Here is a 15,020-nt window from a genome sequence, read left to right as displayed (position 1 = left end):
TCCGCCCCTTTACTGCCTGGATTCATATGATAGCGTTGGCCTACGTTGGAATTACTCCAGTAAAAGTCCAGCATAAGCTCGTATGACCCACCTACGTTGGATTCTCTACAGTAACATCTGCTCGAGCAGACCATACCCGCAGAAAATCTGCTGATTATGCTGGATAGAATCCAACGCAGGGTTAGTTACTTGTTGATAGCGCGGCATTAGGCTGTACGAAATACAGTCTGGGCCGGAGAATGAGCTTAGAAGTTAGCGTATTTATGAGTGCAGATTTGAGTGTGAATATGAGTGTTGATGGGAATGTGGGTGTAAGTTTAGGTGTAAGTGTGGATTAGGTGCGAGAGTAGGTGTGAATATTGCTAGGAGTGTGAATGCTAGTGCAGCTGTGAGTCGGGCATGGATTCTAGGCAATAGCCCCACTGCATCCCGCGTCTTACCTGCCTAGTTCCGCAGCGGCTTGCCGGTGGAAAGCATGTGACTCATGCGATCCTGCGTCTTGCGTTCGCCGCAGAGACTGAGGAAGGCCTCACATTCCAGATCGAGCAAATATTGCTCGCTCACTTCTGCCCCCGGAGCGGCGTCGCCTCCGGCCATAACATGGGCGAGCTTATTGCCGATCAGCGCGTCATGCTTGCTGATTTGGCCACCGAGCAGCAAGCTGTGCACACCCATGCGCAGCACAGCTTTGCCTTCGCGGCCTGCCACACGGACGCGTGATTCCGGCTGTGGCGTATAGCCAGCACGGTCAAGCTCGAGCACCGCCCGCTTGGCTTCGGCAATGCGAGCATCCTGCCGCATAATGACACGGTCCTGCGGGCGTTTCAGCCCGATGCGGCCAACATCGAAGCCGCTTGAGGATGTGCGAGCCATCGCGACCGTCTCGAACAGTTCGTTCAAATGCGGTTGAATCTCACCGCCTCCAGCACGCGCCGCTGCCATAATAGCGGCTTCCTTCGAGCCGCCGCCTGCCGGAATCAGGCCGACGCCGGTCTCGACGAGGCCAAAGTATGTCTCCGGCGAGAAAATAATCTGATCAGCCGGTAAACATGCCTCGACGCCTCCGCCAAGCGTCATCCGATGAGGGGCGGCGACGACGGGGCGGTCTAATTTTTTTATCGAGAGCATGCTGCTCTGGAACATCCGGATGATGTCTTCGACTTCATCCCATTCGCCGTTTTGCGCCTCCATGAGCAGAAGCAGCAGATTGGCGCCTACGCAGAAGTTACGTCCATCGTTAGCAATTACGAGTCCTCGCCAATTACGGCTTACCTCATCGGCTGTCCGCCTGATAGCCGTCAGTACCTCTCCTCCGATTGCGTTATTCTGCGAGTGGAATTCGAGGCAGACGACGTCGTCGCCAAGATCGATCAAGCTGGCATCTGAGGTACGCAGTACCGTCCTGCCCGCTTCCTTCAAAGCAGCAAGCGATATTTCATCCGGGGATTGCTCCTCTATGGCATACCCACCACCGCCTGCACCTGAGTAAACCAAACGCTTGCCTTCCTGTACCGCATAAAAGCTGCTATGACCTTCCGTGATCCATTGCACCACCCACTCCGGCACCACATCCCCTTCGGCCTTCATCCGGGCAACGGATTTCTGCAGTCCCAGCGCATCCCACAGCTCGAACGGTCCAAGCTCCCAGTTGAAGCCCCATTTCATCGCTTTATCGATATCCGTGATGGAATCGGCAATGACTCCAACAAGGTTGGCCGAATAGAGCAGCGTCCGCTTAATGGTCTGCCAGGCGAATTGGGCATAACGGTGGTTAGGATCGGTGCCAAGCAGCGCCTTCACTTTTCCACCTGTTCCTTTGGCCGCCTTCGCTGCGTCTATAATCGGCCCCTTGACCGAGCTGCGCGACCTATAAGCAAGCGATTGCAAATCTAATGATTCGATCTCGCTGCCGCCTTTGGGCCCCTTTATTTTCCGATAAAAGCCGCCTCCGCTCTTCTCTCCCAGCCTGCCTGCAGCTACAAGCTGCTCCAGCAGCGGAGGTCTGGCGAACGTCTCGCGCTCCGCAGGATCTGAGCTTTTATCACGGACGTTATCTACGACATGAAGCAGCGTATCAAGGCCAACCAGATCAAGCATCCGGAAGGTCGCCGTCTTTGGACGACCCATGGCAGGACCCGTCAGCGCATCGGCTTCCTCCACCGTGAGTCCGTATCTCAGAACCTCTTCCAGCGTAACAAGCATGCCGTAAGTGCCGATCCGGTTCGCGATAAAATTCGGCGTATCCTTCGCTACAACAACACCTTTACCAAGCCGCTCCTCGCAAAGCGCAGCCAAGAGAGCTGTAACCGCAGGATCGGTATCTGCCGTCGGCACAACCTCCACCAGCTTCATATAGCGGGGCGGGTTGAAGAAATGTGTCACTGCAAAATGCTGCCGGAACGCCTCACTCCTGCCTTCCACCATCTCAGCCACGGATAAGCCCGACGTATTCGAAGTCACAAGCGTTCCCGGCTTCCATACCGACTCCACCTTCTCAAACAGACTCCGCTTCACATCCAGCCGCTCGACCACCGCTTCCACAATCCAATCCACCTCGGACAAGGCAGTGAGATGATCCTCCAGATTACCTGCCGTAATCCTCGCGGCCAAAGACGGCTCATACAGCGGTGCAGGCTGCGCCTTCACCATACGGCCAATTGCTGCTTGTGAAAGGCGGCTCCGCACCTGTGGGGAAGCCAGGGGAAGCCCTCGTTTTTCCTCCTCTGGAAGAAGAGTTTGCGGCACTACATCGAGCAGCAGCACACGCATACCGGCATTCGCCAGATGCGCAGCAATCCCGGCGCCCATAACGCCAGACCCGATGACCGCCGCGCGCCTCACTGTACCCGTTCGATTTATCGACATTCGAAAGCACCTCCTCAAAAGAATAGCTACATTAGTGGCTGCCTTTAGCCACTTGTGGATATTCTTACTTCGTAAGCATGGGCTTAAAGAATGACCACGCAAATGGCCGTCTTTGGCCATTCGTGGATATTCTTACTTCGTAAGCATCAAAAAGAATTGCATTATAGAGCGGCTAATCTTATGCCGATTGAAGCAATTCTTACTTCGTAAGCATGGGCCTAAAGAATGACCACATATTTGGCCGTTCCTTGGCCATTTCGTGGATATTCTTACTTCGTAAGCATCAAAAAGAATTGCATTCCTAGAGTGGCTAATCTTATGCCGCTTGGGGCAATTCTTAATTCGTAAGCTACGCAGTCTCCCCGCCAAACACACTCGCTGCAAGCACCTCTGCAACATCTCTGGCTGACGTTTTTTCATCCGCTTCGAGCAGCTTTAATCCGTCTTCCATCATCGTTAAGCAGTACGGACATGCAGAACCGATAATCGTCGGGCGCACCTCCAGCGCTTGCGAGACTCTTGCCCGGTTGACGCGTACACCACTTTGCTCCTCCATCCACATAAGCCCGCCGCCTGCACCACAGCACATGCCGTTCTCGCGTGAACGTGCCATTTCTTCAAGCTCAACGCCAGGAATGGCCTTCAGCACTTCCCGAGGTGCATCATAGACACCGTTATACCGGCCCAAATAGCAGGAATCATGGTAAGTAACCCGTTCTTTCAACTCATGCGCAGGCTTCAGCTGACCTTCCTTCAAGAGACGGGCAAGCAATTCCGTATGATGTTCAATCTGAATGCTTTTTGGCAGACCGAAGTCGGGGTATTCCTTTAGGAAAGCGTTGTACGTATGCGGACATGCCGTAACAATCCGAGTTACCCCGTAACGAGCGATGGTCTCGATATTTTCGCGGCATAACTCTTGGAATAAAAGCTCGTTGCCGATCCGCCGCGCCGTATCACCCGAGCTCCGCTCCTCCAGTCCAAGCGTGGCAAACGACACCCCCGCCCGGTCCAGCAGCCGCACGAGATCATAGAGCACACGCCTGCTGCGTGTATCGTACGCGCCCATTGACCCTGCCCACAGGAGGAACTCCGGCTTCGCAGCTCCTTGCTTTTTTATCTCCTGCATCGTCCGGACACGGATGCCTGTGCGGGTCTCGCAATCGTCGATCCATGCCGCACGCTCCGCTCTTGGCAGCCCCCATGGATTGCTTTGGCGTTCAATATTTTGAAGGGCACGCTGGCCGTCGAACGGCATCCGTCCTTCCATCAGCACGAGATAACGGCGCATATCGATAATTTTGTCGACATGCTCATTGCCAACAGGGCACATCTCCTCGCAGTTGCGGCAGGTTGTGCAAGCCCACAGCTCCTCTTCTGTCATGACGTCCCCAATCAGCTCCAGCTCTTCCACCTTCATGGTCTCCCTGACACCCCAGGCCTGCTTTTGCGCTGTCATTGTCGGAATAATAGAAGTGACACTACCCTCGGGGCTTTCTTCCCAAATCGGAATTACCGCCCCCATCACATGGGCTCCTGCCAACTGCCCGCCCATCGCGGATGGGATCCAAGGTGACTTCGAAGTAATGGCAGCCCCTTTTTCCGTCAGGTGATCACGAAGCTTCGTCATCAGATGCATCGGCGACAGCAGCTTGCCGGTGTTCGAGGCAGGGCACACGTTCGTACAACGGCCGCATTCGACGCAAGCGTACAGATCGAGGAGCTGTTTTTGCGTAAAATGATCTACCTTCCCCACACCAAACGACTCCGCATCCTCATCCTCCAAATTAAGCGGCACAAGACGACCCACCGGCGCGTTCCGCCCCAGCCATAAATTAATGGGAGCCGTTATGAGGTGAAAATGCTTCGACTGCGGCACATACACAAGGAAGGACAACAGCACCAGTAAATGCATCCACCAGAACAGCTCATAGCCAGCTTCCGCTGCGATACTGCCTGTCGGCATGCCAAGCTTCCCGATCCAGTCCGCAAGTACGGAGGAGACAGGTGCGTAACGTTCAGCTACAGAATGAGGGTCCGCCGACAGCCGCTCGAAAGTTAGGGTCAGCAGAACCGTCAGCATCAAGCCGCCAATAAACCATAGAACGAGGGAAGGCTTCCAGCCTCTTTTCAGCCTTGGCAGCTGCTCGATATACCGGCGGAATGCCCCGTACAGAACAGCAAGGAAGACAAGAGATACGGTCAACTCCTGCGACCAGGCAAACTGTCCGTAGTAGGGAAAAGGTATCGGGTGACCGCTGAGTTTTTTCCAGATCAGATCTGCCGCCCCAAACTGCAGGATAATAAAGCCGTAGAAGTAAATGAAATGCATGACTCCGCTTCTAATATCGCGCAGCAGCTTGCGATGCCCGAGTACTTGACCAGCTACTGAAGAACGACCTCTCTTCTTCTTGTGGCGCTCAAGCTCATCGACCGGTATTTCTTCAAGCGGAGCCGCCCGGCCAAGCTTCATATACCCGACTCTGCGCAGTACAACGGTTGCAAACGCAGCTGCAGCCAGCCCTGTTACCACAGCAAAAAATATCCATCTAACTGCCGTTGTTACCTCATCTGCCGACCACCAATCCAGCATGCCCATACGCGCTTCGCCCCCTTTTGCAGCCCTTCATTCGGACAAGTTCATAAGCGCTTTCTTTCAAAATACCGCGGTGCTCCAGTATATGAGCCCGTTAGCATGAACATGCCGCCCCTTTCGCCGCTTTGGACGGTCTATTTGGCCGTGTTGCCTCATATCGTAGCACTGATGGAATTTGGGTAAGCCGGGCCTTGCAGCACGGGATATTGAGAGGCATGGAGATGTTGGAATTACAGTTTTGGAGGAGGTTATGCTGCGATGCTGAACATTGTCGTTCTACTAAAGCAGACGTTTGATACGGAAGAAAAAATTTCGGTAAAGGACGGCGCGATTGCGGAGGCAGATGCCAAACTCGTCATTAATCCTTATGACGAATATGCCCTTGAGGAAGCGCTGCGCCAGCGCGAGCAGCATGGCGGCGAGGTTCGTGTTATCTCCTGCGGCGGCGACCGATCGGAGGAAGCACTGCGAACAGCGCTTGCGATGGGAGCGGACGAAGCTATTCGGCTGGACATTGCAACCGTGCCGGGGGATGACAGCTTCGCACTGGCTGCTGCACTCGCAAAGGTGATCGAGCCGCTGAAGCCGGACCTGCTGCTGGCCGGCTTATTCGCCGTCGACAGCGGCTCCGGCAGCGTTGCGCTCCAGATCGCGGAGCGGCTGGGCCTGCCGCATGCTTCATCTGCGGTGAAGCTAGGCATTATTGGACCGGATGAGGCGAAGGCATCCGGCGAGCTGCCGGCAGGAGCTGCGGCGGCGGAACGGTTCGCGGTAGTGGAGCGTGACGTGGAAGGCGATACGGAGACGGTCGTCATCCCGCTGCCCGCGCTGGTCACGGCGCAGCAAGGCTTGAACGAGCCGCGCTATCCGTCGCTGCCGGGCATTATGAAGGCGAAGCGCAAGCCGCTCGCCAGGGTGGCGGCGGCCGCGAGCGCGGACGAAGGCGCGAGAACATCGCGCGTTGAGCTTTTCCCGCCGGCGCCCCGCGCTACGGGCCGGCGTATCGCGGGAACGCCTGGCGAGCAGGCACTCGAGCTGGTCCGCCTGCTGCAGGCGGAGGGGCAGCTGCCGCAGTAGATGCAAGCGTGACGGGATTGCCGCGCTCGCTTGATGCATGCCGCCGTTAATAGTTAAGGCGATTAATCGGTATTAAGTTTGCGGGAACAGACCATTTGGGCGGCGGCTTTTCTCATTCATCTATTGTTAAGGTTCCCTCAGGGGCCTTAACGCGGCACGCGCAACGCTTTTCAGCCAGTTAAGGTCTCCAAAGGAACCTATGCTCACGTGAACAGACACTTTGGCGGTAATATTGCTGCTGTTTCAATCGTTAAAGCCCCTATGGGACCTTAACATGGCTCGCGCCAAGTTTATTCAGCTTGATAGGGTCTCTGAAGGACTTATTCTTGCGGGAGCCAGTTACTTGTCCACCGCCAACTAGCGATGCCAGTGATATGACCCTGTCAGGGTCTTATCGCCCATTCTTCTACCGGATTTATTCAGATAAGACCCTGCCGGGGTCTTATCTCGACCGCAGCAGCCGTAAATACATCGATTACTAGAAGAAACCATTGAAATAAGACCCTACGAGGGTCTTATTCGATACGATGACTACTCGATCTGAGGCAATAAGGCACTCACAGGGACTTATTGCCCCCAGAAGGCGGGTACCAAACAAAGGTTACTTCAGCAACGTTTGAGTTCAGAGAGAAGCTGCAGTTATCACTGCAACAAAGGAGGAATTACAAATGGGAAGAACAATACTCGTCTTCGCCGAGAGCCGGGACGGCAAGCTGCGCCGCGTGGCGCTTGAGGCACTTGGCGCAGCCCGGCGCCTCGCAGGCGGAGACGGCTCGGTCCATGCCGTCCTCGCCACAGCCGGCGGCGCGGCCGATGAAGCGGCCGAGCTGGCTGCGCGAGGGGCAGATGTCGTCCATATTGCGGACGACCCGGCCCTTCGCGCCTTCGCGCCCGAGGCGTACATCGCCGCCCTGCGCGCAGCAATGGAGGCGGTGCGGCCGGACGCGTTGCTGCTCGGCCATACCGCCATTGGGCGCGAGCTCGCGCCCCGCGTGGCCGCGGCCTGCGGCGCCGGCCACGTCGCAGACGTCACCGCCATCGATGAAGAGGATGGCGTATTTACGCGGCCGATCTACGCCGGCAAGGCGTTCGAGCGGCGCAGCTTCACCCCAGGCCAGCCGTGGGTCGTCACGGTTAGGCCGAACAACTTCGAGCCGGCCGAGACCCTGGCGGCCGGCGAAGCTCAAGGCACCGTGCAGGCGCTGCCGTTCACGGTGCCGCCGCTCCTGACCGCCGTGCGCTCGCTTGTGCGACGAGCTGGCGGTCAAATCGATCTCGCCGAAGCCGACGTGGTCGTCTCCGGCGGCAGAGGCGTGCGCAGTGCAGCGGGCTTTGAGCCGCTGCAAGCGCTGGCGGGCCAGCTCGGCGGCGCAGTTGGCGCCTCCCGCGGCGCCTGCGATGCCGGCTATTGCGGGTATGCCCTGCAGATCGGGCAGACCGGCAAGGTCGTCACGCCCCAGCTCTATATCGCCTGCGGCATCAGCGGCGCGATCCAGCATTTAGCCGGCATGAGCCAATCGCGCGTAATCATCGCTATAAACAAAGACCCCGACGCTCCCATCTTCAGCGTCGCTGATTATGGCATTGTCGGGGATCTATTCGAGGTTGTTCCATTATTAACAGATGAGTTCCGCAGAACGCAATCTGGTTAATCATTCTGTTAGTTAATCATCCATGAAGTTAATCACTCTGTCAGTTAATCATTCTACAAGTTAATCACCCAACTCTAACGAATCCTCAGTCGCTTATTCAGCCTCAAACGCCGCTCGCGGAATTCTAACGAATCGTAATAGTGTTATTTTCGTGATAATGCCCACCATATTCACCTAAATCACCAAATAGCGATACGAGGACTCGTTAGATTCCAAAAGCTGCCCCAAACGGGTAAATAACGATACCAGGATTCGTTAGCCGCCTAGCCCAGTCCGATGGGCTAGTCAGACAACCTGGTTTACCGCCGACCAGACCAATCCGATGGGCTAGTCAGACAACCTGGTTAACCTCTTACCCCGTCCAGTCCGAGGGCTAGTCAAACAACCTGGTTAACCGCCTACCCCGTCCAGTCCGACGGGCTAGTCATACGCCCTGATTAACCGCCTAACCAGCTCAGTTAACCTGCTCCACCCACAGAAAAGGCGCGTCCCCCAGGGAACGCGCCTTCTCATCATTCAGGCAAAATCTGGACGAATCTCCCGGATACAATCCGGTGATTCATAAGCCTCATCACCAACAGCATTCGTCACTGGATAAGCCCGCATCCGGTAGCTGTCCATCGGCTCGAGATGCTTACGCAGCGAGCGGAAATCCGAAATACGCGGATTCAGCCAGTCCTCTATGCCCTCTTCATCCATAATAATCGGCACGTTAGGCTGCCATTGCGACATCGTACCCGAAGCCGGCGCCGTGATCATCGTAAAAGCACGCACCTCTTGCCCGCTGTAATTCCGCCATACGTCGAAGAAGCCGGCGATACCAAACAATCCCTGATTCGGCACAACGATGTGCATAGCACGGGAATCCTTTTCCTTCTGACCCTTCTGCCAGCCGAAGAAGCCGCTGCAAGGGACAACACATCTTTGCTTCCGAAGCATCCGCTCGAAGAAAGGCTTGTTTGACAGCATCGAGCTGTCCGCATTGACCGAATCCTTTGCCCAGAACGGGAAAAGTCCCCATCTTGCATCATGCATCGTGCGCAGACCCCAGCGGTCCGTCATTACGATCGACACCGTTTGGGTCGGTGCCACATTAAATCGGTTCGTATAACAGTTAATTAACTGTTCCACCTTAAAAGACTCAATCATATCTCCAACATCTGCTGTAATGGAATAACGTTCTATCATGCAATATAACCCCCTGTGCTTTTTACCAAGTATTTGCTTAAGCACAGGTTGATTATGCGTTAATATCCCATTAATTCGTAAAACGTTTGCGGAATTTAAGCGGCGGCATGCCGGTCTGAGCAGCAAAAAGTCTTGAGAAATGCGGCGTCTGCCTGAATCCGGTCTCCTCTGCCACCCTTGCGATTGGCCAATCTGTCTTGATCAGCAGAAGCTTCGCTTGGTCTAAGCGGTAATACAGCAAATATTGCTGCGGTGTACAGCCAAATACCTCCGTCATACAACGGGTTATATAATTGGTATGAAGCTGAAGCGCTTCGCTCAGCATCGTATTCGTAATAATGCTTCGATAGTTCATTTTCAAATAAGCAGCAGCCCGCTCCGCGACGGAGACGCCAGCTTTTGCCGCATCCGAACGCCAGCCTTCATCAAGCATCTGCAGCAAGTGGAGAAAACGCTGCTGACGCTCCCAAAAAGCGCCATGCGAAGAGCTTTGCGCTGCTTCATGCAGCTGGGAGAATAGAAGCTTCGCTTCGTCCGGGAACGATAAATGCATTTTTTTCGGCAGACGGATGGCATAGGTGTAATAATCTCCGCGCAGCGAGCCTTGCTGACTTCCCTCGGTTTCCTCCCAGGCCCCTACCGTCTGAAAATGTACCCAGTCAAAAACCGTATCCTCTTGGCAGGGCTTATAGGAATAATGCCAGCGGTCTGGCCGAAGAATGAGCACATCCCCCGCATTCAGCGTCCACCGTTTGCCCTCCTCGGCGATGTAAAGCGACCCCTGCTGGACAAATAACAGATCAAACACGCCTAGATTCGTCCGGTTCGGATGCTCCTCCCCCGCGTGATAGGTTCTTCTATTTGACTCTATGAAAAACGGCAGCGGCGGCGACCGAAAAGTCAGCAGCAATTCCTCCGACACAAAAACCTCTCCTCGTTGTCTAGTTGTGTGTGTATGTATGCAAAAAATCCTTAAAGCTATTGCCATGTTACATAAATCAACCCTATTTGTCTACAATATTCGACAGATGCTCTAGAAGTCTCCTCATCCCTGTCATTCTATGAAAAAATAGCCCTGCTCCTCTGTTAGAAGAGCAAGGCTATTATCTTTACATCATAACGGCTTCAGCCGTCTCTGCCTGTCCTATGCATTCTTCAAGAAACGGACAGCGGCGGCATTCTGCTGATCCTTGCGTTTTACGAATTTGCATCGGCTCCGAAGCAGCCTCAGGCATTAAGCTTGTGACAAGCTTCATGTAATCAATTGACCCTTGGAGCGATTCCTGCGTTGGATGCGTCACTAGCCGATTGCCGCTTAGCACAGACAGCACCTCGATCTGAAGTGGCAGCCTGCCGAATGCACTCGCACAAAAAACAGCCGTCAAATGCTGAAACAAAGCAATCATATCTTCGTCCTCATCGACGATATATTTGCGCACAATATAATCAGACGGTTCTCCATCCTCACTTCTAAGCACAAGCTGCAAAATTTGCATCAGCTCCACCTGAAGCTCCTTCACGAATACTTGATGCTGTTCGAACAGGATAAGGGGAGAATCGCTCTTATCTTCCATTAGTAATAAATGAAGGCCATCGATAAGGCGTTGCTTGATTGACCAATAATGCTCCTCCGACTCAAACTTGAATACTTTGTTCGTCCACCATCGCTCCAGAATAGCTGGGATGGAGAACCAAGGCCGTTCCATCTCTGGCGTCGAATAAAAAGCATGCACCACATGGCTGACTGCAAGCTGAGAAAGCTGCATCCAGTTCACGTCCGTCTTCATTGGCGGTTTGGTACCCTGCCGTTTTATGTATCGGTATGGGCATCTTAATAACTCTTCCAGCTTATAATCCTCGATGATCGTTCCTTTTGCTATCGCGCTAATACCCGGTCACCTCTTCCGGTTGGATCTAATTCAACGCCGGCACAGCGCCTGCAACCAGTCGTCCTACTGCTTGGCATTTCTTCAACTCTTCCTCCGACGGGGTAAACTCTACCTTCACGCCCTCTGCTACTAATTCCGCGCCCAGCTCCTTCAGCCTCTCCCCAATCGTATCGACTGCTCCGCAAAAGATCGGGTAGGATGAGTCTCCTGAGCCAAATACAGCAGCCTTTCGCCCGCTTAGATCAAGAGCGCTCATCGCTTCATAGACATCAAGGAATTCATCAGGCAATTCGCCGTCTCCCCAAGTATAGGCTCCAATGGCAATTCCGTCATATTGCACAAGCTCAGAAGCTGTTGCGTCAAAAACATCCCGCAGGACAACTTCAGCCCCTGCTTCTCTTGCCCCAACGGCAACCGCACCTGCCATCTCTTCGGTGTTCCCCGTCATACTTGCATAAAGTACAATGACTTTCGCCAATCTCCCGTACCTCCTATTTCCCCTGTAAGAAAGTAATTTAAATATCTAAATATTGAATGCCTTGAAATAAGGTCGCCATATACAGCCTTCCATCATGAAGCTCTACATCCGTCACAGGAACTCCAAGCTTAACCGAGAGCAGCGAGAAATGACTTTGAATCTGGCTGAGCCGGAATAAACCGTGATCCGTACACACATAAGTATCGATACCAATAGAGACGACAGAGAAAATAAACTTGCCGCTGAAGCGGATTCGGTCGAACCGGCCCCTTTTATCCCCAACCAGCAGCTCTCCCTTATCGCTTGCCCCAATTAGGTACCCTCGGAATACAGATAGGCTCGTAACCGCCCGTTGCAGTTCAAACTCCGCCCATTCATCCATAAACCGGTCATAGAGCGAAATGCCGCTCTCATGAGCAACAACCAGATATTGCGGCAAATTCATAAAATCGTACACCCGTTTTTCCGGACAGGCGAACTTCTGCCATTCCCCGCGAATCTCCGCCCATAACCCGTATTCCGTCGCCGCATAACCGGTTCCGCCTAACAGCCGATATTGGAAGCAAGGGACAGCTAGTCCCGTATCTACCCATTCTTCCTCATCGAACATGTACAGCCCTTCGCTCGTGCACGCATGCAGGACACCGCTGTGCAGCTGGAGCCGGTTCACACTGGCATTCTCCGGCATTCCGGCACCCAGCTTGTTCCACTCGCCAAATTCATTGATTTCATACACTCCATAACCAACAGAGGCAGCAAGAATGGATTCCTGGCCCACCCGCACGGAGGAAAAGGGGAACAGCATCCAGTTCCATGGCTTCCCCTCGTGATTAATCACTTCTTCTGTTTGCTCCGGCTGCTGCCCGTTAGCGTTAAATCGACTTTCCTTCATTATTGAACCAGCTCCAATGCTATGTGATGCCCTATCGTTTAGGCTTACTTGTTATGTTCTTTCCGTTCTTGATCAGCTGCATGAATTGTGATCGACTTCACCGTCCATGGGCTGCTTACCCGCTCCTCATGTTCTCTACTTTGGTTCGGCTTATTTTGCGTCATCGACTGCCTTTTCTTCACAACCATTTCATACAACAAACCCAATGTCAGAACCTCCTTTATGCTGCACCTAAGCCTCTGCCCGATAAGTAATTGCTTCTGTAGTTACAGCTGCATGCTGTCTAGCAACGCTCCAGTTTGTCCTCTTGATCTCTGCCGACTATCCACCAGGACCAAAATTCCATTATATGCTATTGATAATGATTATCAGTTTCGTTATATTCATGATAACCATTCTCAATGGCACTGTCAACTGTACCCAGTACCTATTCCTATCTGCAATTATTTCGACGCGAGAAGCAGCAATGCATATAGCGTGACTACTCCCGCTCGCAATTGCTGTGCGTAATGTTACAATGTATGCCCGCTCCCGCCAAAATATCTGTCTTCCTGACAAATTTCATTAAGAACTTGTCAGCTAGGCTGCATTTTATGCAGTATAATTCCAGCTATCGGGTGACGTACGCGTGCTATGTTGCATTTCCTCATACATTCAATTTGCCACATTCAGCACCTGCCGTGCCTCGTTTGGGCGGATAATACTGTATAAAATACAGCCAAGACACCAAAGCTCGCCTCCAGGGTGAAGTGTGCTGTATAAAATACAACATAGCCCATGAAAACAGGCTGAAATTCTTAGGCGAAGGTTGGACTTGGGGCAATCGATCGGGGATCGAGCATCGAGCATCGGGCCCAGGTCTCGAATGGGACTGAGCAACGCCCCTTCGTGCGATTGCACAGAACTACAATACTGTGATTACATACAAAAAAAAGCCGATCTTGAACCTGGGGTTCAAGATCGGCTTACGACTTCTATTGGTTCCAGCGGTACGTGCCAACTGTGCCGGCTGGGAGTGCTGCGATGAACTGCTGGCCATCGCACAATACGCGGAACGACTGCTCTTCTTGCGTCTGGTTGATCACGACTGTTACAAGGCTGTCGTCCGGATTGCGGAAGGCGACGTTTGTTACGGTCTCCGCTGAGCCGTACGTGCTGCCGATTCGGTATGCACCTGGTTCAACAAACCGGGAATACTGCGCGAGCAAGTTAAATTCCGGTGTTCTCCAGTAACGGTTAGGCTGCGCGGCATCCTGTACGAACATGGTTGGACCCGGCTGCCCCAGCCATTGGTGAGTGCCAATCTGACTGTCCAGCATCGTCACCCATGCGTTGTAGCTGCTGGCATAGTTGCGGAAATACTGTGCCATACGGTCAGCTCCTGCTGTGCCCCACAGCGAGCGCTCAGTCAAATAGATCGGCTTCTCTGGGTAAGCGGCATGAATCTCGCTCATAACTTCCGGCGAACCGTCATAATCATGCAGAGCGATCCCGTCTACCACGTTATATCCTTCCGAATCATTTAAAATCGGCGTCACATAACCCATAGCATCGGCAAAGTTATGATCGAAGATCCATAGCTTTGTCGATAGGCCATGCTCTTCAAATTCACGCTTCAGTGCAATCGCCAGCTCAAGCTGACGTTCGGGCGACATATAGCAGCTTGGATAATCGGTCTCAAGAAGCGGCTCGTTCTGCATCGTCATCGCACCAACTGGAATACCCTGCCCCCCGAAGGCTTGAATAGCAAGACGGTAATACTTTGCCAATGCCGCCGTATACTCCGCGCCTTCCTTCAAGCTTCCCCGCTTCAAATTACCGTTTGTCTTCATCCAGGCCGGCGGACTCCAAGGCGAAGCAAAAATCTTCGCATTAGGCGCTGCCTTAAGCAGTGCCTGCACCGTCTCTATAATAGAAAGGTCAACATCCTTCTGAATGGAGAAATGCTTCATGTCGAAGTCCGTCTCTCCCTCAGGAAGATCATTGTACGTATAGAAAGGCTGAGCTGTAAAATCCGATGTCCCTATTGTAATCCGGAATAGATTAAAGCCAAGACCCGATTCCTTGTCAGCAAGCTGCTGAATGAAGCTGGCACGGGTTGCCGCATCCATTTTCGATAGATTATTAATCGTGGTGTCCTCTACCGATGTACCAATCCCAAGCATTTGCTGATAGGTGTGGGCAGGCGTGACGAGAATGGTTGGCAGATCGGATGCAGAAGGAGCCGTTAACGTAAGCTTTGGCTGCACGCTTAGAGCATAAGCAGGATCTGCTGGCCCTTCAAACCAGCGGGTGTTCCCTGGAGTCATCTCTGAGCTAAGCCATGCTTCAACTTCTTGCGTTGTAACGGCAGATTTGATTAAAGTAGACATTCTGTTTCCTC

Annotated in this window: 12 protein-coding genes; 3 read left to right on the top strand and 9 right to left on the bottom strand. The window is 53.4% G+C overall.

What is annotated here, in order from left to right; translation table 11 throughout:
* Positions 1-444: 444 nt before the first annotated feature.
* Positions 445-2,865, bottom strand: a complete 2,421-nt coding sequence (locus tag AB4Y93_RS14755; protein WP_441893162.1) for a 3-hydroxyacyl-CoA dehydrogenase NAD-binding domain-containing protein — start codon at positions 2,863-2,865, stop codon at positions 445-447.
* 349 nt (positions 2,866-3,214) lie between these two features.
* Positions 3,215-5,458, bottom strand: coding sequence for a heterodisulfide reductase-related iron-sulfur binding cluster (locus tag AB4Y93_RS14750; protein WP_441893323.1), 2,244 nt, complete (start codon positions 5,456-5,458; stop codon positions 3,215-3,217).
* A 264-nt stretch (positions 5,459-5,722) separates the two neighbouring features.
* Here AB4Y93_RS14750 and AB4Y93_RS14745 point away from each other — a divergent pair, with 264 nt between their 5' ends.
* The 3 genes from AB4Y93_RS14745 (at position 5,723) to AB4Y93_RS14735 (ending at position 8,190) form a co-directional block, all read left to right on the top strand.
* Positions 5,723-6,538 (top strand): electron transfer flavoprotein subunit beta/FixA family protein, encoded by an 816-nt coding sequence (locus AB4Y93_RS14745; RefSeq protein ID WP_441893321.1) that lies wholly within the window; start codon positions 5,723-5,725, stop codon positions 6,536-6,538.
* A 326-nt stretch (positions 6,539-6,864) separates the two neighbouring features.
* Positions 6,865-7,020, top strand: a complete 156-nt coding sequence (locus AB4Y93_RS14740; RefSeq protein ID WP_441893160.1) for a hypothetical protein — start codon at positions 6,865-6,867, stop codon at positions 7,018-7,020.
* A 186-nt stretch (positions 7,021-7,206) separates the two neighbouring features.
* Positions 7,207-8,190, top strand: coding sequence for an electron transfer flavoprotein subunit alpha/FixB family protein (locus AB4Y93_RS14735; protein WP_441893158.1), 984 nt, complete (start codon positions 7,207-7,209; stop codon positions 8,188-8,190).
* A gap of 516 nt (positions 8,191-8,706) precedes the next feature.
* On the opposite strand, the gene AB4Y93_RS14730 is transcribed toward AB4Y93_RS14735, so the two are convergent.
* The 7 genes from AB4Y93_RS14730 to AB4Y93_RS14700 all read right to left on the bottom strand — a co-directional run bounded on the left by AB4Y93_RS14730 (position 8,707) and on the right by AB4Y93_RS14700 (position 15,009).
* A complete protein-coding gene (locus AB4Y93_RS14730) occupies positions 8,707-9,378 on the bottom strand; it encodes an SOS response-associated peptidase (protein WP_167278475.1) in 672 nt (223 codons plus the stop codon).
* A gap of 70 nt (positions 9,379-9,448) precedes the next feature.
* Complete coding sequence (locus AB4Y93_RS14725) at positions 9,449-10,300, bottom strand: AraC family transcriptional regulator (protein WP_441893156.1); 852 nt, start codon at positions 10,298-10,300, stop codon at positions 9,449-9,451.
* A gap of 187 nt (positions 10,301-10,487) precedes the next feature.
* Positions 10,488-11,165 carry a hypothetical protein gene (locus AB4Y93_RS14720; RefSeq protein WP_441893154.1) on the bottom strand — a complete coding sequence of 226 codons (678 nt, stop codon included), beginning with the start codon at positions 11,163-11,165 and terminating at the stop codon, positions 10,488-10,490.
* Positions 11,166-11,292: 127 nt separating this feature from the next.
* A complete protein-coding gene (locus AB4Y93_RS14715; protein WP_441893152.1) occupies positions 11,293-11,745 on the bottom strand; it encodes a flavodoxin in 453 nt (150 codons plus the stop codon).
* Positions 11,746-11,782: 37 nt separating this feature from the next.
* Positions 11,783-12,637, bottom strand: a complete 855-nt coding sequence (locus AB4Y93_RS14710; protein ID WP_441893150.1) for a hypothetical protein — start codon at positions 12,635-12,637, stop codon at positions 11,783-11,785.
* 44 nt (positions 12,638-12,681) lie between these two features.
* Positions 12,682-12,843 carry a hypothetical protein gene (locus AB4Y93_RS14705; RefSeq protein ID WP_167278470.1) on the bottom strand — a complete coding sequence of 54 codons (162 nt, stop codon included), beginning with the start codon at positions 12,841-12,843 and terminating at the stop codon, positions 12,682-12,684.
* A gap of 768 nt (positions 12,844-13,611) precedes the next feature.
* The gene (locus AB4Y93_RS14700; RefSeq protein WP_441893148.1) at positions 13,612-15,009 is read right to left on the bottom strand and encodes a glycoside hydrolase family 30 protein; all 1,398 of its coding nucleotides are present in this window, start codon (positions 15,007-15,009) and stop codon (positions 13,612-13,614) included.
* Positions 15,010-15,020 lie beyond the last annotated feature (11 nt).

The organism is Paenibacillus sp. YAF4_2, assembly GCF_052113225.1.
Taxonomy (GTDB): domain Bacteria; phylum Bacillota; class Bacilli; order Paenibacillales; family Paenibacillaceae; genus Pristimantibacillus.
Note: the sequence above shows the minus strand (reverse complement) of the source record. Positions and strands in the feature narration are given on the sequence as shown.